The sequence below is a fragment of the Bacillus sp. cl95 genome (genome assembly GCF_900115925.1).
Taxonomy (GTDB): Bacteria; Bacillota; Bacilli; order Bacillales; family Cytobacillaceae; genus Neobacillus_A.
This window is the reverse complement of record NZ_FOYF01000003.1, coordinates 183,786-205,838: the sequence shown is the minus strand read 5'-3', so window position 1 is coordinate 205,838 and position 22,053 is coordinate 183,786. Positions and strand designations below refer to the sequence as shown.

Annotated in this window: 20 protein-coding genes and 1 riboswitch; of the genes, 4 read left to right on the top strand and 16 right to left on the bottom strand. The window is 39.2% G+C overall.

Annotation, left to right across the window (positions count from 1 at the left end; translation table 11 throughout):
- Nucleotides 1-27: 27 nt before the first annotated feature.
- From BMZ31_RS10085 to BMZ31_RS10040, 10 genes are all read right to left on the bottom strand, one after another.
- The gene (locus BMZ31_RS10085) at nucleotides 28-1,026 is read right to left on the bottom strand and encodes an ABC transporter ATP-binding protein (protein ID WP_090831619.1); all 999 of its coding nucleotides are present in this window, start codon (nucleotides 1,024-1,026) and stop codon (nucleotides 28-30) included.
- A 5-nt stretch (nucleotides 1,027-1,031) separates the two neighbouring features.
- The gene (locus BMZ31_RS10080; RefSeq protein ID WP_090831618.1) at nucleotides 1,032-1,985 is read right to left on the bottom strand and encodes an ABC transporter permease; all 954 of its coding nucleotides are present in this window, start codon (nucleotides 1,983-1,985) and stop codon (nucleotides 1,032-1,034) included.
- The gene (locus tag BMZ31_RS10075) at nucleotides 1,985-2,917 is read right to left on the bottom strand and encodes an ABC transporter permease (protein ID WP_090831617.1); all 933 of its coding nucleotides are present in this window, start codon (nucleotides 2,915-2,917) and stop codon (nucleotides 1,985-1,987) included. Before BMZ31_RS10075 ends, BMZ31_RS10080 begins: the two co-directional genes overlap by 1 nt.
- A 31-nt stretch (nucleotides 2,918-2,948) precedes the next feature.
- Entirely contained in the window at nucleotides 2,949-3,773 is an 825-nt protein-coding gene (locus BMZ31_RS10070) for a M55 family metallopeptidase (protein ID WP_090831616.1), read from the bottom strand.
- 462 nt (nucleotides 3,774-4,235) lie between these two features.
- Complete coding sequence (locus BMZ31_RS10065; protein WP_090831615.1) at nucleotides 4,236-4,985, bottom strand: nucleoside phosphorylase; 750 nt, start codon at nucleotides 4,983-4,985, stop codon at nucleotides 4,236-4,238.
- Entirely contained in the window at nucleotides 4,978-5,649 is a 672-nt protein-coding gene (locus tag BMZ31_RS10060) for a sulfite oxidase-like oxidoreductase (RefSeq protein ID WP_090831614.1), read from the bottom strand. The genes BMZ31_RS10065 and BMZ31_RS10060 overlap by 8 nt, the downstream gene beginning before the upstream one ends.
- An 87-nt stretch (nucleotides 5,650-5,736) precedes the next feature.
- Entirely contained in the window at nucleotides 5,737-6,654 is a 918-nt protein-coding gene (locus BMZ31_RS10055; RefSeq protein ID WP_090831613.1) for an ABC transporter permease, read from the bottom strand.
- A complete protein-coding gene (locus BMZ31_RS10050) occupies nucleotides 6,641-7,717 on the bottom strand; it encodes an ABC transporter permease (RefSeq protein ID WP_090831612.1) in 1,077 nt (358 codons plus the stop codon). The genes BMZ31_RS10055 and BMZ31_RS10050 overlap by 14 nt, the downstream gene beginning before the upstream one ends.
- Nucleotides 7,683-9,221, bottom strand: coding sequence for an ABC transporter ATP-binding protein (locus tag BMZ31_RS10045; protein WP_090831611.1), 1,539 nt, complete (start codon nucleotides 9,219-9,221; stop codon nucleotides 7,683-7,685). Before BMZ31_RS10045 ends, BMZ31_RS10050 begins: the two co-directional genes overlap by 35 nt.
- Before the next feature lie 61 nt (nucleotides 9,222-9,282).
- Nucleotides 9,283-10,299 (bottom strand): BMP family protein, encoded by a 1,017-nt coding sequence (locus tag BMZ31_RS10040; protein WP_090831610.1) that lies wholly within the window; start codon nucleotides 10,297-10,299, stop codon nucleotides 9,283-9,285.
- Between the two features lie 188 nt (nucleotides 10,300-10,487).
- Nucleotides 10,488-10,594, bottom strand: a riboswitch (SAM riboswitch).
- Between the two features lie 177 nt (nucleotides 10,595-10,771).
- On the opposite strand from BMZ31_RS10040, the gene BMZ31_RS10035 reads away from it, so the two are divergent.
- A complete protein-coding gene (locus tag BMZ31_RS10035) occupies nucleotides 10,772-13,063 on the top strand; it encodes a bifunctional diguanylate cyclase/phosphodiesterase (protein ID WP_090831609.1) in 2,292 nt (763 codons plus the stop codon).
- Nucleotides 13,064-13,275: 212 nt separating this feature from the next.
- Here BMZ31_RS10035 and aspA read toward each other — a convergent pair whose 3' ends face one another.
- The 4 genes from aspA to BMZ31_RS10015 form a co-directional block, all read right to left on the bottom strand.
- Nucleotides 13,276-14,700 carry an aspartate ammonia-lyase gene (aspA, locus tag BMZ31_RS10030; RefSeq protein WP_090831608.1) on the bottom strand — a complete coding sequence of 475 codons (1,425 nt, stop codon included), beginning with the start codon at nucleotides 14,698-14,700 and terminating at the stop codon, nucleotides 13,276-13,278.
- 201 nt (nucleotides 14,701-14,901) lie between these two features.
- Nucleotides 14,902-16,185 carry a nuclease-related domain-containing protein gene (locus BMZ31_RS10025; protein ID WP_090831607.1) on the bottom strand — a complete coding sequence of 428 codons (1,284 nt, stop codon included), beginning with the start codon at nucleotides 16,183-16,185 and terminating at the stop codon, nucleotides 14,902-14,904.
- A gap of 347 nt (nucleotides 16,186-16,532) precedes the next feature.
- On the bottom strand, nucleotides 16,533-17,150 hold the full coding sequence (locus tag BMZ31_RS10020) for a TetR/AcrR family transcriptional regulator (RefSeq protein ID WP_090831606.1): 618 nt from the start codon (nucleotides 17,148-17,150) through the stop codon (nucleotides 16,533-16,535).
- Between the two features lie 26 nt (nucleotides 17,151-17,176).
- Nucleotides 17,177-18,697 (bottom strand): carboxypeptidase M32, encoded by a 1,521-nt coding sequence (locus BMZ31_RS10015; RefSeq protein ID WP_090831605.1) that lies wholly within the window; start codon nucleotides 18,695-18,697, stop codon nucleotides 17,177-17,179.
- Nucleotides 18,698-18,907: 210 nt separating this feature from the next.
- Here BMZ31_RS10015 and BMZ31_RS10005 point away from each other — a divergent pair, with 210 nt between their 5' ends.
- From BMZ31_RS10005 to BMZ31_RS09995, 3 genes are all read left to right on the top strand, one after another.
- Nucleotides 18,908-19,510: a biotin transporter BioY gene (locus BMZ31_RS10005; protein WP_175478069.1), complete on the top strand. Its 603-nt coding sequence runs from the start codon at nucleotides 18,908-18,910 to the stop codon at nucleotides 19,508-19,510.
- A 273-nt stretch (nucleotides 19,511-19,783) separates the two neighbouring features.
- Nucleotides 19,784-20,707 carry a MerR family transcriptional regulator gene (locus BMZ31_RS10000; RefSeq protein ID WP_090831602.1) on the top strand — a complete coding sequence of 308 codons (924 nt, stop codon included), beginning with the start codon at nucleotides 19,784-19,786 and terminating at the stop codon, nucleotides 20,705-20,707.
- 101 nt (nucleotides 20,708-20,808) lie between these two features.
- Entirely contained in the window at nucleotides 20,809-21,333 is a 525-nt protein-coding gene (locus tag BMZ31_RS09995; RefSeq protein WP_090831601.1) for a MerR family transcriptional regulator, read from the top strand.
- Nucleotides 21,334-21,369: 36 nt separating this feature from the next.
- Here BMZ31_RS09995 and BMZ31_RS20315 read toward each other — a convergent pair whose 3' ends face one another.
- Entirely contained in the window at nucleotides 21,370-21,513 is a 144-nt protein-coding gene (locus BMZ31_RS20315) for a hypothetical protein (protein WP_175478068.1), read from the bottom strand.
- Nucleotides 21,514-21,780: 267 nt separating this feature from the next.
- Nucleotides 21,781-22,008, bottom strand: a complete 228-nt coding sequence (locus tag BMZ31_RS09990; protein ID WP_090831600.1) for a hypothetical protein — start codon at nucleotides 22,006-22,008, stop codon at nucleotides 21,781-21,783.
- Nucleotides 22,009-22,053: the final 45 nt, after the last annotated feature.

Genomic DNA, 22,053 nt, shown 5'->3' with positions numbered 1-22,053 from the left:
TTTCCCCCTTGTTCGTTTTGTTTTCATCTATGAAATAGTTGAAACCATATGTTTAGCACGTTCATCCTGCAACCAGCAGTCGACGTGGTGTTCCTTGCTTAAGTGAGTTTTAAACGGGTAAACACGGTCGCAAACTTCCATCGCATAACTGCACCTTGCTGCGAAAGGACAACCAGTAGGAGGAGCGAATAAGTCAGGCGGTGAACCTGGAATGGGTATCAACTCTGCCTCTTCCACATCCAAACGTGGAACCGAATTTAATAATCCCCTCGTATATGGATGCTGTGGTTGATAAAAAATTTCACGACGTGTACCTGACTCGACAATCTTTCCTGCATACATGACAGCGATACGGTCTGCAACTTGTGCCACGACACCCAAGTCATGTGTGATTAAGATAATCGATACATTCGTTTTCTTTTGAATATCTTTGAAAAGCTCTAAAATCTGCGCCTGAATGGTCACGTCCAGTGCTGTTGTCGGTTCATCAGCGATCAACACTTCTGGCTGACAGACAAGCGCCATTGCGATGACAATCCTTTGTCTCATCCCACCACTGAACTGATGCGGGAATTGCTTTAAACGAGCTTCGGGACTAGGAATGCCTACTAATGTAAGCATTTCAATCGCCACTTTTTGCGCTTCCGTTTTAGAAACTTTCTCATGCTGCATAATACCTTCCATGATCTGATCGCCAATCGTCAAAGTGGGATTAAGCGCAGTCATTGGATCCTGAAATATCATAGAAATATCGGCACCTCGTATTTTACGAAGCTCAGGTTCTTTCAATTTTGTGAGGTCTTTACCTTTAAAAAGGATTTCTCCTGTTTTAATTTTTCCAGGAGGATTTGGAATTAGGCGCATGATACTTTGTGATGTAACACTTTTACCACAGCCGGATTCACCAACAATCGCCAGTGTTTCTCCTTTAAATAGATCGAAAGTGACACCGCGCACTGCTTGAACTTCGCCTCCATACGTAGAAAATGAAACGTGGAGGTCTTTCACCTGTAGTACTTTTTCCATGATGATTACCTCCTTAGCTTCGGATCAAGCGCATCCTGCAAGCCATCACCTAATACGTTAAATGCGAACATGGTCATAGAAATGAAAAATGCCGGGAAGAACAATCTCCACCAATAACCAGATAAGATAACCGATAAGGAGTCTGAAGCCATGCTTCCCCAACTTGCGTGAGGTGCTTGAATTCCCAGACCCAGAAAGCTAAGAAAAGCTTCAGCAAAAATAGCAGCTGGAACGGTTAACGTGATTTGGACAATAATCGGTCCCATCGTATTCGGTAGCAAGTTCTTTCTGATGATTCGTGCTGTTTTTGTACCAAATGTTTTGGATGCTAAAATAAACTCGTAATTTTTAATCTGCATGACTTGCCCACGCACAATTCGGGCCATTCCAATCCAACCAGTTATGGATAATGCAACGATGATCGTTGACAACCCTGGTCCCATAACAACTGCAAGTAAGATAACAATAAGCAAGTACGGAATTCCATAAAGAATTTCAACTACCCTCATCATGACATTGTCAGTGCGTCCACCCTTATAGCCGGCAATTCCGCCGTAGATGACTCCTACAAGAAAATCAATGAGTGCAGCCGTAACCCCTACAAATAAAGAAACGCGCGCACCATACCAAGTTCGAGTGAATACGTCTCTCCCTAAATCATCCGTGCCAAACCAGTATGTAGAGGATGGAGGTAAGTTCTGTTTCATCAATGACTGATGTCCCACGCTATGAGGTGAGATGATTGGTCCAATGATGGCCATGACCACAAGGAAAATTAAGAAGACTAACCCTGACATCGCCAATTTATTTTTTACAAGCCGTCTCCAGGAATCTTGCCAATAAGACAAACTCGGTCTAACGACTGCTTCAGCCGCTTTGCTATCTTTTGCTTTAGGTGCAAACCATTCGTCGGGAATATCAGGTGCAATATTGGGTTCGTGATGTTTGTGCAGCTCCATTATCTCCCCTCCTTCTTATGGATCTTAATACGTGGATCAAGAATCCCGTAAGCAATGTCCACCAAAAATAACATGATGATCAATACGGTACTATAGAAAACAGTCGTTCCCATGATGACTGGGTAATCACGATTACTGATACTGTCAACGAAGTATTTGCCCATCCCAGGAATCGCAAAGATCTTTTCGATCACAAAGGTACCTGTCAAAATGCTCGCCGCGAGTGTTCCTAATACTGTCACAACTGGCAGCAATGCATTTTTTAGAGCGTGCTTAAATACAATTTTGACTGGAGAAAGACCTTTTGCTTTTGCTGTCCGGATATAATCCTGCGTCAGTACTTCGAGCATGCTCGAGCGAGTGAGTCGGGCGATAATCGCCATCGGTCCCGTTGCAAGCGCCAGTGTTGGCAACACCATATGCATTGGACTTGTCCAAGTAGCTGCCGGAAATATCTGCCAGTTAACGGCCAACTGTTGAATCAGCAATGTTGCCATGACAAAGCTCGGAACTGAAATTCCAATTACGGCGATCGACATCGCTAAATAATCGATAATCCCGTTATGACGTAATGCTGCGATAATTCCGAGGGCAATCCCTGATAAAACGGCCACAATCAAAGTAATCATCCCTAATTCAAATGAAACGGGGAATCCTCTTCCAAGCATGTCATTTACTGTCTGTGATGGCTTTTTAATCGATGGACCAAAATCAAGTGTCACGACACCCTTTAAATAATTGAAATATTGAACGGGAAGCGGCTTATCAAGTTGATAATAGGCTTCAAGATTTTTCTGAACCGTTTCGTTCGTATTTCTTTCCTGATTAAATGGAGAGCCGGGAATCGTGTGCATTAGAACAAAAGTAAGCGTTACAATCAACCATAGTGTCACAACCATGGCGAGGAAACGTTTTAAGAAATATGTATTCATGTTTGGCACTCCCTACAAAGTTATCTTATGTTTAGCAGAATGTTGTCCGCATTGCCAATTCCGTCATGACAAGCATAGCTTGATAAGCTTCTAAAATGTTCTTTGCTTGATAACGGACGATTGTCGTTCCTTCTTCGATTTCAGTGCCTGGCATTAAATTTGCCCACTCTGCCTCACCATAATTGGTGAATTCAATGCGAAGAATTGGATGATCTGGTGGCGTAAGCGGTTTCACATTTTGGTAGTTTTGTAGAGCTAAAGCCGTTTTTTCACGGAGTAGCTGGCCAGCTTTTATAGGTGTCAGTGATTTTACGGCAGATCGTGAAATCGTTTCTTTTACAATAGCCGTCGTGACGTTGGGAATAAGTGCTTCTGCCTCTTGTGCGGCTTTATCATCTCCTGCAACCATGATGACTGGTACTCCATAATAACCAGCTACATAAGCATTAAAGCCTAATTCTCCTACTTCCACATCGTTTATGTACATCTTTCTTGCTCCCCAGATCATCGTGTGTGACATAACACCTTTCTGAGAGGCACGTGCATGATATCCAACAAATATTGCTCCAGTAAATGAAGTATCCAAACCTTGCACCATGGAGAACGGTTTCACATCTCCGGTAATCAGTTGTGTTTCTGGGTGAAGTCGTTCAATTAGAAGATTATTCATTTTTGAATGACTGTCATTGACGACCACTTCTTTACAACCTTCATCAAATGCCGACGTGATTACATAGTTCGCTTCATCGGTCATAATAATACGGCTTCTTTCATAATTATGCTGATTGGAATCGACGTGGGTATAATCAGCCAACCCCGTGATGCCTTCCATATCAACAGACATGTATAACTTCATCAACTGTCCTCCTAAAATTTATAATTATCTTAATATTATAAGTTATGAAAATTAGATTATCAAATATTTCCTTATTCGAAATAGTTATTTAGTAGAATAAGAGCATGAAAAATTAGTAAACTCTCATACTTTATCACCAAAAAAGACCCAACATCCTCATCGGATGTCGGGTCTATAGTTAGCATATTGCCAAGCGAAAAAGGGAGAATAGTACTGTGGACGAATAAAATGATCGTAGTATGTTTGGATATATATAGGCGGTACCTGATAACCTCCTACTTGAACTTTAAATGGATATTTAGGATAGTAAACCATTTATGCCCTCTCCACATCTTTTCCAATAACCTATGTTAAAAGAGAATCATTTGTTCTTCTTTATTAAACTGTATAACTCTTTTAATTTAGGTCCCTTTTAAGGAAAATGAATTTTTATTAAAAGAAAACGGAGTCAGCATTAATTGTTTAAGTTACATTAGCGTCCTTTATGATCTGTGCAAGAGCGTTTAGGGCAATCTTTGTTTCAGCAATCACCGCTTTGTTAACTATCTCGGTATGCGGATTATAATTTTCCCTTAAATTGCTATCGGCATAACCATCAATAGCTAAGATTGCACCTGCTCTTACACCCCTTAATGCCGCAATCACAAACAGGGCCGCATTTTCCATTTCAACTGCTAAGATTCCCGCTCTTTTGTAAATTTCATGTGGGAATTCCAAAACTCCAGAATAAAAAGCGTCCAGAGTAAGTGTAATGCCTTCATGTATAAGCATCTCCTTACTGAATTCACTCCCAGCTTTTGAAAGTGCCTCGATGATGCACCGATCAGCCACCGCAGGAAAGCCTTGTGGTACAAGCTGACTTGTTAGTCCATCACATCTTGCTGAAGCTGTACTAATCACTAAACTCCCAGGTATTATTTTATCCTGATAAGAACCGGCAGTACCGACTCTTATTAATGTTTCTACACCGCCCTGTATCAGTTCTTCGAAACATACAGCAGCACCAGGTGCACCAACCCCGTGGCTCACAACGCCTATTTCAACACCGTTCCAAGTTCCAGAATAGGTATGATATTCTCGATTTTGAGCTATTTGTTTATGATTCTCAAGTTGAGAGGCGATTGATTTCGCCCTTGCTGGATCCCCACAAACAATACATCCTTTTGGCAATAATATTGATTCTACTTTTAGATTAGGTAGTGTATTAGTCATAGTCTTTCCTCTCCCATTCATCCTCGGGAATCGGAAGTTCTTCGCCCGAAAATCGCTCTTCAAGAAAAGGATCCGCATTTAGGTGGAAACCATTTTGTTCCCAAAAGCCAGGATGATTTTTGTTCACAAACTCAAAACCGCGAAGCCACTTTACACTTTTCCAAAAATAGAGATGCGGTACAACAAGTCGAAGTGGCCAGCCGTGCTTATCTGTTAAGGGCTTACCTTCGAATGAATGGGCAAGAAGCACATCGTCTCTGTTTAAGTCACTTAATTTTACGTTGGCTGTATAGTTGTGGTCAGCATGAATCATTACAAATTCACTTTTAGGTGTGACTCCTATTTCTTTAAGAAAATCCACGAATTTCACACCTGTAAAAGTGTTATCAAACCGTGACCATCTCGTCACGCAGTGAATATCACAAGTTACGGTTGATTGCGGCATTTTTAAAATATCGTCATAAGTAAGAGTGATATTCTCGCTAACAGCACCAAAAATCCTTAGATTCCACTGATTCATCTCATATGAAGGTACATCACCTTCGTGTAAAATAGGGAACCTTTCAGTTAGAACCTGTCCAGGCGGCAAACGTTTTGCCAATTCCTCTGGCAGATTATTAGTAGGTACCTTTGTTTTTTTTATACGTTCTGCTTTATTACCCATAGCATCCTCCCTTAGTTTGGTATGACTATTTAATAAAAATATTTACGTTTTTAAATAAGTATCAATTGAATATTCACTTTTCATTGACTATCTTGCACTTTGTTGGCCGCTGTGCAGTGAAGACATGCCACGGTCACGCAGAAAGAACATCGCAATGATTGTAATGACATATGGAAGCATGGCCGTGAATTGAGTTGGCATCGAAAATCCCTGCATTCGAATCGACACGGCATCCATAAAACCGAACAATAGACTTGATCCTACTATCCCAATAGGATGGGACTGACCTAGCATCATGGCAACTAATGCGATAAATCCTCTTCCTGCCGTCATGCCTTCCGAAAACATCGTCACCTGACCTAGTGACAATTGAGCACCAGCAAGTCCACAAAGGATACCGCAAAGAATGACAGCACTATACTGAATGGCTGTTGTTTTCAAGGCTATGCTTCGGCTCGCAACCGCGTTCATACCGACAGCTAAAAACCTGAATCCAAGTACTGAATGGTATAAAAATATGTATAGTAGAATTGCAACTAAAAATGAAATATATACGAGTGGGGATTGCCCGGAAAGAACCTCTCCAACAAAAGAGATGTCTTTTATGAAAGGAATTTCCCATTTTTGCAAACCTTGCATTTCCTTATCATAAAATGCACCCTTAACGTTGAACACCGTTCTTAAGGCAAATGTTGTTAAACCGATGCCTAGAAAATTAATGGCAATACCCGCAACAATTTGATTAGCTTTTAACCGAATGGTTGTAAAACCAAATAATAATCCGAGCAAGGCAGACATCAAGGCTGCTAATAATACTCCCAAGGTTGTACTTCCTGTAAAATGAGTTCCTGCAATTGCGGAAAACGCACCCACAATGATAAATCCTTCCAATCCTACATTGAAAATTCCTACACGTGTACAAATGGCACCTCCAAGGGCTGCAAGCATTATCGGAGCAACCATTCTAAGCATGGAACTAAAAAGTGAAACATCAAACAGTTCCATCTGCCTTCACTCCTTTCTCTTTTGCTTTCCACCATTTATAAGTGAATTTCATAGAAACAAATAGGATAAGAACGGCTTGTATAACCCCAGCAATCTCAAGAGGAACTTCAGTGTTTCGCTCCATACCCATGGCTCCAGTCTGGAGTGCTGCAAGCATAATAGATGTAACAATAATCCCAATCGGATTGGAGTTTGCAAGTAAAGTAGCCATAACACCCGTCCAGGCGAAGCCTGGTCCTGTAAGTGCACCATCTACAAAACGATATTGACTTCCCAACACTTCAACCGTACCAGCTAACCCTGCGAACCCGCCACTCCAAAGCATGCTGTACAACAGTACTTTGGTTTTATGTATTCCCCCATAAGTAGCAAAAAAAGAATTATAGCCTAGCATTTTTACCTCATATCCCATAATCGTAAAGCGAAAGATCACAAACATAAGCAAAGCTGCCACAATCGCAATGATAAAACCAACATGCAAAGTCATACCTGGAAATAGCTTAGGCAGCCATACATCTTGTTCAATCATAGGTGTCTGCGCGAGAGCGGCTGAACCTGTCTTATCTTGAAAAGGTCCACCTACAAGGTAACTTGCAAGTAAAATAGCTATGTAGTTAAATAGAAGCGTAGAAATCAATAGTTGTACTTTAAATTTTACTTCCAGCCATCCTGCTAATAATGACCAGAATCCTCCTGCCAAAAATCCACCAATAAGGGCAGCGATGATTTTCACAAGTGCCGGACCAGGCATATAAAGAGCAGCTAGTGCGGCACCTACAGCACCAAGGACCATTTGTCCTTCTGCACCTAAGTTAAAAACGCCTGCTCGAAAAGCTAGGGCAACTCCAAGTGAAATAAGAATAATAGGAGTGGCACGCGCAAAAGTTGAAGTTATAAAGTAGAAATTACCGAAAGCCCCCTTCCACATTTCCATATACGTGGAAATCACGGATTCTCCTACAATAGTAATTGCGATTGCACCTGTAAGAAGCCCGACGAATACCGCAATAATCGGCTGCGCTAATGAACTAAATAGTTGCTGCAGTTTTAGTTGAACTGTCATTTGATTTTCCTCCCGCCATTAAAACACTCAAGCGTTCTTCAGTTGCTTCATGCCTAGGGAACTCTCCCACTATTTCACCCTCATACATGACCAATATCCGATCACTTAGACTGAGAATTTCCGATAACTCAGACGATACAAGAAGTACTCCATCCCCTCGGTTCCTTTTATCAAGCAGTGTGGAATGTATCTTCTCCATGGCACCGATATCAACCCCTCGAGTAGGTTCAGCTGCCAACAAAAGTGGCGATTCCTGTGCCAGTTCACGTGCAACAATTAATTTTTGTAAATTACCTCCAGACAAATTCCCAGATTTCTCTTTTAAAGAAGAGGTCTTTACCTCAAAGAAATCAATCCAGTCTTGTACTACAGAACGAAAAACTTTATTTTGAATAAATGAAAAACGGTGATAAGGCCTTTTTCGATAGTGACCCATTATTGCTACTTCCTCGACTGTTGCCTCTTTGGCTGCCCCCCACAAATAGCGGTCTTCAGGAATATGTGCCAATCCGCTCTCTCTGACATTTTCGACCGATAAGTTCAATTGTTCCTTACCACTAAGTAAAACTGAACCGCTTGTTGCCGACAGTACTCCAGAAATGATTTGCAGTAATTCAGATTGCCCGTTCCCTGATACACCTGCAATACCCAAAATTTCTCCATGATGGACAGTTAAATTGACACTATTTAATTTGGGATTACTTCCAATTTTTTCGAGTGTGAGATTTTTGACCTGTAGCAGTTCTTTACCTTTCGTTTTTTCCCGGACGCCAGTTTTACTGAGTTCCCTGCCAACCATACATCGTGCTAGTTCTTCCACATTCGTTTGATCCTTGTTGAAGACCCCGGTTACCTTTCCATTTCTTAAAACCGTAATGCGGTCTGCTACAGACATCACTTCATTCAATTTGTGGGTAATCAAGATTATACTTTTACCTTGTTGAGCCAAATGGCGTATGGTTTCGAGTAGCCCATTCACCTCAAGTGGAGTTAAAACAGCAGTGGGTTCATCTAATATAATGATTTCCGCACCTTGATGAAGAACTTTTAGTATTTCTATCCTCTGTTGTTCACCAACCGAACATTTGACAGTTTTTAATTCTGGATTGACTTTTATACCGTATTTGTTGCTTAATTTATTGACAGTTTCTATCGCTTCTTTTCTTCTAAAGAACCCAAATTTTTTAGGTTCATGGCCAATTACAATGTTTTCACTTACCGTAAAGTCAGGAAATAGCATAAAATGTTGATGGACCATACCAATTCCATGTTTTATCGCATCATCTGGCCCATCAAATGAAACGTTTTGTCCATTAACCAATATTTCTCCTGAACTAGGCACTTCCATACCGTAAAGCATTCGCATAAGGGTAGTCTTTCCAGCTCCATTTTCTCCAACGATGGCATGAACTTCACCCTTTTTTAATGCAATCGATACATCTTCATTTGCATAAAAATTGCCGTATTTTTTCGACATGCTTTTCATTTCCATACGTATGTCCATTCATTTCGCCTCCCCTTAAAAAGATGGAAACCGACTGCAAAAACAGTCGGCATTCAAATTTTTAGTTTGCAAGTGGATTCTTCACTTCTCTTTTTCCAGATTTTATTTCTTCAGCAATGGCTTTTACTTGATCAACTACTCCTTGCCCAATAAAAGCGTTTAGAGGCGTTTCACTGTCTCTTGTCACATGTGTTAAACCAACACCATCTTCTTTTAACCCATATTCCACAACGCCAGTTTTAAAATTCCCGTTTGTAAATGACTTAATGGTTTCATAGGCAGCAGTGTCTGTACCTTTTAGCTGTGATAAAACAATATGTTCAGGATCAATTGTTGTACGATCTACATCTTGACCAGCTGTGTAAAAGCCCTTTTCCTTTGCTGCTTCAAAAACACCCAAATCTCCAACTGCTGCTGCTCCAGCGATAAAATCAGCCCCTTTTGATGATTGAAGCAAAGCCAATTCCTTCGCCTTTGCTGGATCTGTAAAACCGCCTACGAAATTTAACAAGAATTCAGCATCAGGATTTGTATCTTTTAACCCTTGTTCAAAAGCAACTGTCCATTTTTTTAATAGAGGAATATCCATCGCAGCGACCATTCCAACTTTATCCGTTTTTGTTGACAATCCTGCTGCCGCACCAAGTAAATACGCCGCTTCGTATTCTCGGAAAGTTACACTTTGTACGTTAGGTAGATCAATGACAGTATCTATGATGGCAAATTGTTGATTTGGATTTTCTGTTGCCACTTTTTTCAGTGCATCTTCAGACTCAAATGAAGAAGTGATAATCAGATCGTACTGTTCAGCAACCGCAACTCTCAAATTTTGCTCAATCGCGGCATGGTCAGTGGATTCGATTGTTTTCAACTCTACTCCAAATTCATTCGCAGCTTTTTTTGCTCCCTCATCCATCTGTTGAAAAAATGGATTCACCCCTATTTTCTCTGGCAAAATTAAGGCAATCTTCTTTGAATCTTTCTTAGAACCATTTTTAGCAACTTTCTCTGTTTTTTCTGCAGAACAACCTACCAATAAAATTGAAATAATCGCAAAAATCCAAACAAATTTTTTCATTAAATCAAAACCCCCTGTTTTTGTTTTTTTGACTTATACTCATTAAATTACTAAATAAATACGGATAATTCAACATAAAACAGAACATTAATAATTATTTTTATTTTAACGTTCGTGTTTTTTGTTCTTTTGCAACAAAAAAACTCTTCCTGAAATTAAGGAAGAGTTTAAAATATGAGTTCGACTCTTCCTTATCTTTCAGAACAATATGTTCTGCTGGAATTGGCACCATACTATAAAAAATAGCGGTTGCCGGGCGTCATAGGGCCAGTCCCTCTGCCTCTCTCGATAAGGATAAAAAATTATTAAATTTATAAGGTTAAAGTAATTTTAGCGAATATTTTAAATTTTGCAAGCCTTTCCGATAAAATTTAATTAATTATTTAGAAATAATCTGATTATATAAACTGTAAAAATGGTATAATCGAACTACGAAAATGCTCGAAAAGTGACGAAATAGGAGAACTGCACTATGAAACGCCTCAACTTAACTTTTGTCATCGTTATGCTTATATTGTTTTTATTAGGGATAGAAATTGCGTTAAATAAATATAAGAAAACTATGATGGATCAAATCGAAACGCAAACAAGGCTAGAACTGAAGGAGAAAGCACAAACCCTTCAATCGGAAATCTATCAAGATTTCATTCTCATTAATGGAATGGAAGCCTATATCACAAATGACTTTTTGAAAAATGAAACACCTGAACAGGTAAATCAGTTTCTTTCAAAAATCTATGATGGAACAAACCAAAGAGTTCAAAGTATCGTTATTGCTCCTAAAGGGGTTTATGAGTACGTCTATCCTTTTAAAGGAAATGAAAAGTTGATTAATCATAATATTCTTCAAGATAAACGGCCTATTATCATCGACGAGCTAAAAAGAGCTAACAAAACCAAAGAAATTATCATAAGTCAGCCTTATGAACTCTTACAAGGGAAAACTGGAATAGTTGCCCGCAAGGCTATTTTTCAAGATGGTTCACTATGGGGTTATGTCAATATTGGACTCAGTTTGTCCCATATTCTCTCTCAAGCAGGTATCTCGGCTGAAAATTCAAGCCTAAATGTCACGATACGCCTACCTGGTCAAGAGCCGTTTTGGGGAAATAAGGAACTTTTTTACAAGGATAATAAAATTATGCAAGAAATCCGCTTACTTGATGGAGTATGGGAAATTGCAGCCTCTCCTATTCCGAGTAAAATGGATGAATTAAATAAACAGTTAATGGCCTATCGCATGATTGGATATTTTATTTCCCTATTGGTGGTTACTATTTTCATCATTCTTTTTACAGAAAGAGAAAGATTAAATAAATTAGTAGTCTCACGAACCAAGGATTTAAACAAGGCACACCATCAATTATCAGAGGTTATTGAAGAAATGAAGGCTAGTGAAAATGAACTAGTTGAAAGGAATCAACAACTCGCGAAACATGCTGTGGCATTGGAAGATTCTGAAAAGAAACTTACTCACCTCGCATTTTATGATCAGTTGACGGGAATTGCCAATAGAATGTATTTTACAAAAGTGTTGGATGAGTGTTTAAACGAAGACGATAGAGATGGAGCGATTATTTATTTCGATTTGGATAATTTCAAGATGGTTAATGACACATATGGTCATGAAACTGGCGACATTCTTCTTAAAAGCGTCTCAACCCGAATTTCTGATGCAAATCTGCCTGTGACCATATTTGCAAGACTTGGTGGTGATGAATTCGGCATCGTTGTAAATGATACCGACAAAACTGGGGCGAAGAATATCGCAAAGGACATTTTACGTTTGTTCCACTCCCCTTTTCAATTGCCGGAAAAGCTTCATTATATGAATACAAGTATCGGAATAAGCTTATTTGATGGGCAAAATCGTGATTTCAAAACTTTGCTTAAACATGCGGATATTACGATGTATAACGCTAAACGTTCTGGTGGAAATAAGATTCGTGTGTTCCATCCAGACATGAATAAAGATGCGAATATGAAAATCGAGTTAAGTAACGATTTAAGGCAAGCGATAAAAAATGATGAGCTCATCCTTCACTACCAGCCTCAAGTGGATAGCCGTTCAGGAAATATTATTGGGGTTGAGGCGCTTGTCAGATGGAACCATCCTACTAAAGGGCTCCTATCCCCTGCCGGATTCATTGATGTAGCAGAAGAAACAGGATTGATCATTGAATTGGGAGAATGGGTTTTACGAAAAGCTTGTACAGATATCGGCGCGATGATCGACAGCGGTCTGCCACTTATACCGCTTGCGATCAACTTATCGGCAAAGCAATTTCAAGACGAGGGTCTTGTTGAAAAAATGAAACAAATCTTGTTTGAGACAAAATTCCCTCCTCATCTGCTGGAATTTGAAATTACAGAGAGCACAGCCATGAAAGATGAACAACTTGTCATTCTTGATGAGATCAAGCAACTTGGCATCAATATTTCTATCGATGATTTTGGAACTCATTATTCGTCACTCAGTTATCTGAAACGATTCCCAATAAATAAGGTGAAAATTGATCGTTCCTTTATTAGAGGTATTAAGGAGGATGACCGTAACTTAGCAATACTAAGGGCCATCATTAATGTGGCAAGAGACTTGGGAATTGATACAATTGCAGAAGGAGTCGAAACGACTGAGGAAGTTCAGATCTTGAGCGACTACGACTGTTATCACCTTCAAGGTTTCCTATATTACAAACCACTGCCAATAAGCGATTTAATCAATAGCTTACAAGTAAAAAAAGAAAAGCCTGTCTCCATTTAAAATGAGGCAGGCTTTTCTTTTGCTTAGGCTCTTTTGTAAACTTTGTTGTTATTGGAACAAGAAAAAGCCGGCAGTAGGGTTTTTTCTATACTAAAACCAGACGATATTTTGCGTTTAGAATTTAATTTTGAGGAAAAGAGCACGAAAAAAGACTCTATTCGTGTTTTTGCTCTAATCGTAAAAGCAACAATGTAGGCGAGAACAGCCTTTGGTTAATCTTTATTCAAGAGTGACTCCCCTGCTATACCAGGATTCGTCATTTCATATGGATCGAGAATCAAGTCTAATTCTTTTTCTGAGAGAACATCGTATTTCAAGCAAAGTTCACGAACAGATTTACCCGTAAGAATCGCTTCACGTGCAATACGTGCTACAGGCTCATATCCAAGATGCGGATTAACCGCTGTAATGATACCAACACTGCGCTCGACATCCTGTCTTAATTTCTCTTGATTTGCTTCGATACCCTTGAGGCAATTGTCAGTGAAGACTCGGAATGCATTATTCATGATGCTGATAGATTGAATCAAATTGAATACAAGAACCGGTTCCATGACATTCAATTCAAGTTGTCCAGCTTCTGATGCAAGACAGATTGTATGGTCGTTACCGATTACCTGAAAGGCCACTTGGTTGATCAATTCAGGCATAACAGGATTTACTTTACCAGGCATAATTGAAGAACCAGGCTGACGCGCTGGCAATGAGATCTCGTTGAATCCAACGCGAGGGCCGGATGCCATCAGACGAAGATCATTTGCGATCTTAGACATATTCATCATACACACCTTAAGAGCAGCTGAAACTTCAGTGTAGGCATCCGTGTTTTGAGTTGCGTCTACAAGATGTTCAGCGTTAACAAGTGGGAACCCTGTAATCTCGCGAAGATGGTCGACAACGCGTTTGATATACTTTGGATTGGCATTCAAGCCTGTACCAACAGCCGTTGCTCCCATATTTACTTCATATAAATGCTCTCTTGTATTCTTTATTCTTTTTATGTCACGTTGCAATACACGACGGTACGCCTCAAATTCCTGACCAAGCCTGATCGGAACAGCATCCTGTAAATGCGTGCGTCCCATCTTGATGATATGATCGAATTCCTTCGCTTTTTCTGCAAAAATATCATGCATATGTTCCATCGTACCAAGCAATGTTTCCAGCAAAGTGAGTGTTGAAATATGTATAGCTGTCGGAAACGCATCGTTGGTAGACTGCGCCATATTGACGTGTGAGTTAGGGCTTAAGTGATAATAGTCCCCTTTTTCTTTTCCCATGATTTCAAGGCCACGGTTAGCGATTACTTCATTTGTATTCATATTAATTGACGTTCCTGCCCCACCTTGGATGGGATCGACAATAAAATATTCATGCCACATGCCTTCAATTATTTCATCAGCAGCCTTTACAATGGCATCCCCTAAACCTTCATATAATCTGCCCACTTCAACATTCGCAAGTGCTGCAGCTTTTTTAACCATTGCCATCGCGCGAATCAATTCGCCATGAATGCGATAACCTGTGATTGGAAAGTTTTCCACTGCTCTAAGCGTCTGAATCCCGTAGTATGCGTTCGCTGCCACTTCCTTCGATCCAAGGAAGTCTTTCTCGATTCTAACGTTTGCGTTTTCCATAAAAATCCCCCGAGTGTTCTTTTAATTAGGCTCTTTTCGTAAACTTTCTTGTTATTGGATTAATGCTACTAGAAAATTAGCGTTTAGAATTTCATATTGAGGAAAAGAGCGCGAAATAAGAATCTAAACGTGTCGTTACATTATTCCGTACAAGCAACAATCAATGCGAAAACAGCTTTTAATAATAGTTGTCCCATACCATCATAAAAGAATTCCTTTAGGATTTGCAAATAAATTCTTTTCAGGAAAGTAATAACGACGCCCTTTCTTATTGCCTTCATACGGCAGATTCAGAGCAACGATGTGTTTTGATGATATATTTCCAGTCGGAAAATGAAAGAAACGGCGATATTCTGCATTTGTTATGGTAGGCCCAAAGATCAAGAAATAGTCTTCGAGCGCCTCGAGGTATCGCTCAGTTGACATCTTTCTGCACTTCCCGAAATACCATTTACCTCGCTGATAATGCATTGGTGCAATATCACACTTGGGACAAAAAATTCCCGTAGTTATTTCTTCCCGATCAATTTTAAATCTTTCAAGTACATCCGGGGAAAAAGGTTCATGACAGCTTAAAAGCTTTTTGGTTAATTTCTTCATATCTTGTAGTGATAAAACTTCTTTAGGATATTTTTGAAAAATCTCATCCAACCTTGATTCAATCGCAAAGGAATGACATATTTTCTTATATACCTCTTCATTTCCAGGCGTTACCTTATATATGGTTCGATGGTTGCTAATTACTACAAGGCTTTCAATAGTCAGAGGAGGAAGTTTCTTTGATTTAACCCACTTTTGAAATTGGGTTACTTGAGAGAATGCTTGTGTGAGAGGGTCTCTAAACGTTATTTCCTGATTGTCTAGTTTGCGAGAAAATTGATTTGTTCGTGGATCAAAAAGTAAGCTTCCAGCGTAGTTTTTTGTTTCAAGAATGATGGCAAAAGAAGATGTAAGTAGAAGAAAATCTAACTGAAAATAATCTGAGCCGTTTCGAAGTCTCAAGTCATGAAAAATCATGTATTTTTCTTCATCGATTCGATTAAGAAAATAGTACAGTGATTCTTCACCGTGATATCCTGCCATTCTCATGTTGAGTTCTTTTAGAATATCTTTTCTTTTAGGATGATCTTCAGGGATTCGCCTTGCCAGTGAGGATAATTTACGGATAATGATGGGTACTTCAAGAGGTTTTTCTATCAATTTGATCACTCCTTTCTTATTTATGGAAGGATTCAATATTCTACAGTCCTTATCCTGCAAAAATTTTGGCCGTATGTGAACGTTGTTTGACAAAACGAGCCCATTGATAAACATAAATTTCCATTTTGGTAACTTAGTAGCAGTTGCGCTGAAAATTTCAGCCTGTTTTTTGACCGTTTCTGCCATTTTCACAGGCCTAATCGCTCGATTTTTCAGCCTTTCTGCCATTTTCAAAAATCTTAACTCGTTTGTCACGCCAAAGACAAACAAACTGACTCCAAGCAATCAAAATACGCCTACCTACCAACTCCTAGCGCCTAAAAGAACAAAAGGCGCAAGCGCCCTGTTTAGCCCCGACAGGCATAAGACGAATCACGCAGTTCATCCTCGAAAAGGCTATCGCCTTTTCTTCGTGCGATGATGATGCTGCCGAAGCGTTCCTTGTCCTGATTTCTGAAGTGATTTGGCTTATGACCAAAATTGTTTTGGCTTTAGAAAACAATTAAAGTTGTTTCGGCTTTAGGAAACAACCCCGAGGGGCTGGGCGCTGGAGCTGGATTATTAGACAAACGTAGAAAGTTATCCACATTAATTTATTTTATACTCTCCTAGACCACAAAAAAAGCCTGCCCCTATAAAGGAGCAGACAATTTCTCAATGAACAACTCTTGCATTTCTTTTAGTGCTTCGTGATATGGGTAATCGTCATAAACAGTTTGAAGTGTAACTCCATCGAGTATCGACCAAAACATTTCTGCATACAATCGCGCATTGAGTTCTTTTTTCACATCACCTTTTGATTGACCATCCTCAATGATGTCTGCAACCAAATCAATAAAGTATTGTTGGCGACGTTTTTTCAAATAAGCGAGAAGCTCTTCACTTCTAGAAGAATGAAGTTTAAATTCATAATGAACCAGCACATTTGCCTTATTCTTTTCAGCAAAAGGCTCAAAGTCTAAATAAGTGCCAAAAAGATACCTAATTTTCTCCACCGCAGTCGAATACTTAGAGATTTCCTCGAGCAAACGTTGATTAGTCTCAGTCGTATTATCCACCATTAAAGACAAATATATTTCATCTTTGCTTTTAAAGTAGTTGTAAATGGAGCCTTTGCTAATTCCGGAATGAGCGACGATATCGTCAATCGTTGCTGCTTGGAAACCTTTTTTGGCGAAACAAGCCAAAGCACTATCAAGGATTTCCCTCTTTTTCTTTTCTTTGTACTCATCTGAAACAATTGGCGCCATTTGGTGACCCCCTGCGTCTATTATTCTTATAAATTATAAACGTTGCTATATTTATTTTCCAGATAATCTACTAAATAAGACGCATTCAAGTCCTCACCTGTCACTTTAACAATAAGTTCATTCGGTGAATATAACTTACCGAATTGGTGAATTTTTTCGCGTAGCCAGCCTTGAATCTTTGTAAAATCACCTTTTTCAAGCTGTTCATAAAAGTCTGGAATCTCTTTTAATATCGTATTCAGAATTTGCGCGGCATAAAGATTTCCGAGTGAATACGATGGGAAGTATCCGATTCCCCCAAACGACCAGTGAACGTCTTGTAATACACCTTCACGGTCAGTTTCAGGACGGACTCCGAGGTATTCTTCCATTTTATCGTTCCATACATTTGGCAAATCCTTAGGTTCTATTTCTCCAGCCATTAACGCTTTTTCAATTTCATAACGAAGCATAATATGCAAATTGTAAGTAAGTTCATCTGCTTCCACACGAATGTAAGAAGGTTGAACCGCGTTTACTGCCCGATAGAATTCTTCCACAGTTACAGCCTCTAAATGCTCAGGGAAAGTTTTTTGCAACGGCGGGTAAAAGTACTTCCAAAATTCAAGACTGCGTCCGACCATATTTTCCAAGAATCTTGATTGCGATTCATGAATCCCAAATGATGTACCTGTTTGAAGCACCGTTCCTTCATAATCAGCAGAAATATTTTGCTCATAGATCCCATGTCCTGCCTCATGAATGGTACCGAATAAAGCAGAACGGACATTATGCTCCAAGTATCTAGTAGTGATTCGAACATCTCCAGGATTTACCGTTTGTGCAAATGGATGTACCGTTTCATCCAAGCGTCCTGCCTCCATATCAAAACCAATGATCGGAAGGATGTAACGGTTAAACTCTTTTTGTTTTTCAATAGCATATGAGTTTTCAAATATTTCCACTGCAGGCTTATAACCAGAATTTCTAATCTTTTCTAAAAGATTTACACTGGATTCTCGTAAATTTGCAAATAACGGATCCAAAGTCGCCACTCTTAAACCTGGCTCATACTCAGCCAGCATCGCATCGTATGGATGGTTCTCATAACCATAATACTCAGCAAACTGTTTCTTAATCGCCACAATTTTTTCAAGATAGGGCAGAAAAACTTGGAAATCATTTTTTTCACGAGCAGATTCCCATGCTTCATTTGCATCCGAAGTAAGAACAGAATATTCCTTATAAAGGTCTGTCGGAATGCTTTTTGATTTATCATAAAACTCTTTACGTTCACGAATTTGAGCTTTTGTCACATCATCAAGAGTTGATAATGCTTCCTCAGTACCCAACTCAGCCAGCAATTGCCCCATTTCTTCCGACACCATTAGTTTGAATTCTTCAGTGCGAAGTGTTCCCATTGCCTTTGCAAATGCTGCACGACCTTTTTTAGGTGCCATCACTTTCTGATCCCAATCAAGCAATCCACCGATTGAACCAAAATGTGAAATTTTTTCATCCAATGCTTTAAACTGTTCTAAAGCTTTTTGCAACGAAATCGCTACCATGAATGAATCCCCCTTTTTTATAAAACGACTAGTAAGTTTATTTTATATGGATGATTTTTAAAATGCAACAATTTTCAAATAACTATAATCAAGTTTACCATAATATTAATATGGAAATAGGGAAGCTATTGTTAACCTCTTTAAAATTTAAGTTGACACCAATAATATTCCATACTATTCTAAAAAAGTATAAATACACAACTGGGGGAAATGAAATTGAACAGAAAACTGAAACCGCTTGATTTAACTCTTGCTGCAATGTTTGTCGCCTTGATGGCTATTGGCTCTAACATCACGAGCATCGTTCCATTTTTAGTCGTTGGCGGTGTGCCGATCACACTTCAAACTTTCTTTGCCATCCTTGCAGGGCTTATTCTTGGTAGCCGCTTGGGCGCAATTTCTATGATTGTTTATGCTCTAGTAGGTTTAGTAGGAGTACCTGTATTCGCTCAATTTAGTGGTGGTTTTTCTATTATTCTTAAGCCAACTTTTGGATTTATTCTTTCATTTATCTTAATGGCTTATATCTGTGGTAAAATGGTAGAAAAAAATAGAAGCTTAACAAACTTTATCATTGCAGCTTTAGTGGGATTTGTGATCAACTATGTTGTTGGTACAAACTGGATGTATTTTGCCTATAAATTTTGGTCAGCAGCTCCAGAAGGCTTTACTTACAAAATGGCATGGGCGTGGATGGTCGTTCCGTTACCAAAAGACGTTATTTTATCAGTGCTTGCCGGAGTATTTGCACACCGAATGGATAAGACAGTCCTATCTAAGGGACAGTTCAAGCACCTAAGAAAAACAGCTTAATAGAATCTTTGACACAGTTCCTATTCGGAACTGTGTTTTTTTATTCCCCTTTCTCCCCTACCCTCTGAAAATGACGATTCCTCCCGTAAAGTTTGGCGGTTTTTCGGACAATACTACTTGTTTTGATAGCTTTTGTCAGGAGGCAGGAAATCGCCTAACCACAAGTTGAATTAATAGATTTATAGGAACAGATCATGCAGCTGACTTCCGAAGAATTCGTAACCATCTTCCGAAAGATTCGCAACTATATCCAAATTAGAAAGGGTTGGAACAATGAAGACAGAATCATTTATGCTGACTTACACCATTCAAGAGGTTTCAAAGAGAATCAAGGTACCTGATGGCACTATCCGCCAATGGGAAAAAGATTTGAAAGGTGTCCTTCATATCCCTAGAACGAAACAAGGAACTCGATATTATACAGAAGTGGAAATTCATTTACTTGAAGCCATTAAACAAATGCGTGAAAAAAACCTGGGTAAGACAATGATTCGGGAATTGATTCAAAAACATCTTGAACAAGGTTCGCAAGCTACTTCTGAATCCTTCGGAACCTCTCTTTCAGTGATTCCACAAGAAAAAGCCGTCGAAGCAACACCAGCAAAAAATGTGTTGAGTGCTGAGGAATTAACAGAAATGATGGAGATATTTACACAAAAACTTGTTGCTACGATGAGTCAAGAAATGCGTACGATTTTACGCAAAGAGATTACCGAGGAAGTGAAAAAGGAAATTTCAAAAGGATCACTGAACACCGTGAAGTACCTTTCTGATTCCCTTTACAAGTCCTCAGAAAAGACTAAAGCAGAAATGCGAGGATTTACTAACACAGTTGTGAAAGCTTCGGAACGAACTTCCGAAACGCTCGTAACCTTGGCAAACCGGGTAGCGAACAGTTCAAAGATAAGTTCCGAACAGATTTCATTGATATCTCAGCAAGTTGATCTTGCTGCTGAAAGCACCAACACAGAGTTAAAAGAAATGGCCAACTATTTATCCGTTAAAGGACAGGAAGTAAATGTTCTAGCAGAGACACTTCACAAGGACAGAGAATTCTATTTAGAAACCATTAATCAGGAACGTGAAGCGCATCGAAAAGAAATTTTACAAAGAGAAAAAGCTTTCCAGGACCTTGTCGCAAATTTCAGAGAAGCGGCAGCTGCCAAGAAATCTAAAGGATGGAAATTCTGGTCCTAATTAGGCTTCCTTGAATGTTTTTATGTTTAATCAGCCAATACTGCCAATCACTCTCGCCAAGGTAAAAAGACAATGGGCACTTCCGAAAAGGAGGAATTGGAATGAATACGAACCAGGTTGCTGAGTTGTTAGGTGTTTCCTCTAGTACTGTCAAACGCTGGGTGAAACAATTAGGACTGCAGATGGAGCGAAACGAGCGGGGTCATTATTCTTTTACGAATGATGATTTAGAAACACTAAAGAAAATTCATGAACAAATACAGAATGGTGCTATTCTTCAAGAAATTACTGAAATTCCTGTAAAGAAGAAACGAGTAGCGGTAGTAAAAAGATCTTCCTCAGTTCCTATGATAGATACAACGATAATCGGCAAGCTAAATGAACTTGAAACGAGGATCAACCAAAAGGCCGATTCAGTCGCCTCCTATCAGCTTCTCCAACACAGAAGCGATATCGAAGAGTTACAGGCACAAGTGGAAATGTTAACAGCAAAACTTGAAATCTTAGAAGCGCACATGAATGTAGCAGCAGCTTCCGAGGATTCTCTTCTAGTTAAGGATAGCGTGATTCCACTTACTAAAAGAAAACGAAGAAAACATATTTTCAGTATGTTGTTTGGATTCTAACCATTGATAAGAGGCCCATCGCTTGGGCCTCTCACTTTACCTAACGTCCTCCTTATCCTTATCAAAATCAGCGTTTGTTCTTTCTACTATCTCTTCTAATTCTCCCGTGTCCCCCTTTGCATTAATGATTTCAAATATTTGATTTAATCCTTCACTAGTTTGGTCTTTTTCTCTTTTCATCCAATACCCTCCTACCATCTTTACCTTTATCTTTTTCAAAGCTATTGCTAAGTATGTTTTAGATAAGGCTGTTTTCGCATTGATTGTTCTTTTCGGATGCTACATTCATCTCGCATTCTTTATGGCTTCTGGCTCTTTTCGTGAAGTTTCTGAACTAAGAATTCAAAATAAGTCGTAAAAAAATTCAAGAAGCCGATTTTTACTTTTGCTTGTGAAAACAACGTTAATGAAAAGAGCCTTAGATAAAAAAGAATCTAGTTGAGGTGACTAGATTCTCTTCTTAACATCTTCCCTTAACAATTCAATCATCCGTTCGGATAAGTTTGCCGGAAGAGTCTTCCCATCCTTAAAAACCCAGCTATTCACCATCTCTAGATCAGCTTTCTTAAAGGTAATGCTATAATCTTGATTTTGATGAGTAAAGTCTGCCGTTACAAATTCTTCATTATGAAAATCGTCATCAATAATCATGCTATTAATTTCAAATGGCTTCACAGTTACACCCCTTTTTATATAGGGTGGACCTTATGATGAAGTTTA

Excerpts from the sequence above, each read along its gene's own strand:
- BMZ31_RS10020 (WP_090831606.1), bottom strand. The coding sequence starts at position 17,150 with ATGGCGCCAATTGTTTCAGATGAGTACAAAGAAAAGAAAAAGAGGGAA.
- BMZ31_RS10060 (WP_090831614.1), bottom strand. The coding sequence starts at position 5,649 with ATGGGTAATAAAGCAGAACGTATAAAAAAAACAAAGGTACCTACTAAT.
- BMZ31_RS10055 (WP_090831613.1), bottom strand. The coding sequence starts at position 6,654 with ATGGAACTGTTTGATGTTTCACTTTTTAGTTCCATGCTTAGAATGGTT.
- BMZ31_RS10075 (WP_090831617.1), bottom strand. The coding sequence starts at position 2,917 with ATGAATACATATTTCTTAAAACGTTTCCTCGCCATGGTTGTGACACTA.
- BMZ31_RS10085 (WP_090831619.1), bottom strand. The coding sequence starts at position 1,026 with ATGGAAAAAGTACTACAGGTGAAAGACCTCCACGTTTCATTTTCTACG.
- BMZ31_RS09995 (WP_090831601.1), top strand. The coding sequence starts at position 20,809 with ATGAATACGAACCAGGTTGCTGAGTTGTTAGGTGTTTCCTCTAGTACT.
- BMZ31_RS10000 (WP_090831602.1), top strand. The coding sequence starts at position 19,784 with ATGAAGACAGAATCATTTATGCTGACTTACACCATTCAAGAGGTTTCA.
- BMZ31_RS10070 (WP_090831616.1), bottom strand. The coding sequence starts at position 3,773 with ATGAAGTTATACATGTCTGTTGATATGGAAGGCATCACGGGGTTGGCT.
- BMZ31_RS10035 (WP_090831609.1), top strand. The coding sequence starts at position 10,772 with ATGAAACGCCTCAACTTAACTTTTGTCATCGTTATGCTTATATTGTTT.
- BMZ31_RS10065 (WP_090831615.1), bottom strand. The coding sequence starts at position 4,985 with ATGACTAATACACTACCTAATCTAAAAGTAGAATCAATATTATTGCCA.
- BMZ31_RS10005 (WP_175478069.1), top strand. The coding sequence starts at position 18,908 with ATGAAATTGAACAGAAAACTGAAACCGCTTGATTTAACTCTTGCTGCA.
- BMZ31_RS10040 (WP_090831610.1), bottom strand. The coding sequence starts at position 10,299 with ATGAAAAAATTTGTTTGGATTTTTGCGATTATTTCAATTTTATTGGTA.
- BMZ31_RS10050 (WP_090831612.1), bottom strand. The coding sequence starts at position 7,717 with ATGACAGTTCAACTAAAACTGCAGCAACTATTTAGTTCATTAGCGCAG.
- BMZ31_RS20315 (WP_175478068.1), bottom strand. The coding sequence starts at position 21,513 with ATGAAAAGAGAAAAAGACCAAACTAGTGAAGGATTAAATCAAATATTT.
- BMZ31_RS10080 (WP_090831618.1), bottom strand. The coding sequence starts at position 1,985 with ATGGAGCTGCACAAACATCACGAACCCAATATTGCACCTGATATTCCC.
- BMZ31_RS10015 (WP_090831605.1), bottom strand. The coding sequence starts at position 18,697 with ATGGTAGCGATTTCGTTGCAAAAAGCTTTAGAACAGTTTAAAGCATTG.
- BMZ31_RS10045 (WP_090831611.1), bottom strand. The coding sequence starts at position 9,221 with ATGGACATACGTATGGAAATGAAAAGCATGTCGAAAAAATACGGCAAT.
- aspA (WP_090831608.1), bottom strand. The coding sequence starts at position 14,700 with ATGGAAAACGCAAACGTTAGAATCGAGAAAGACTTCCTTGGATCGAAG.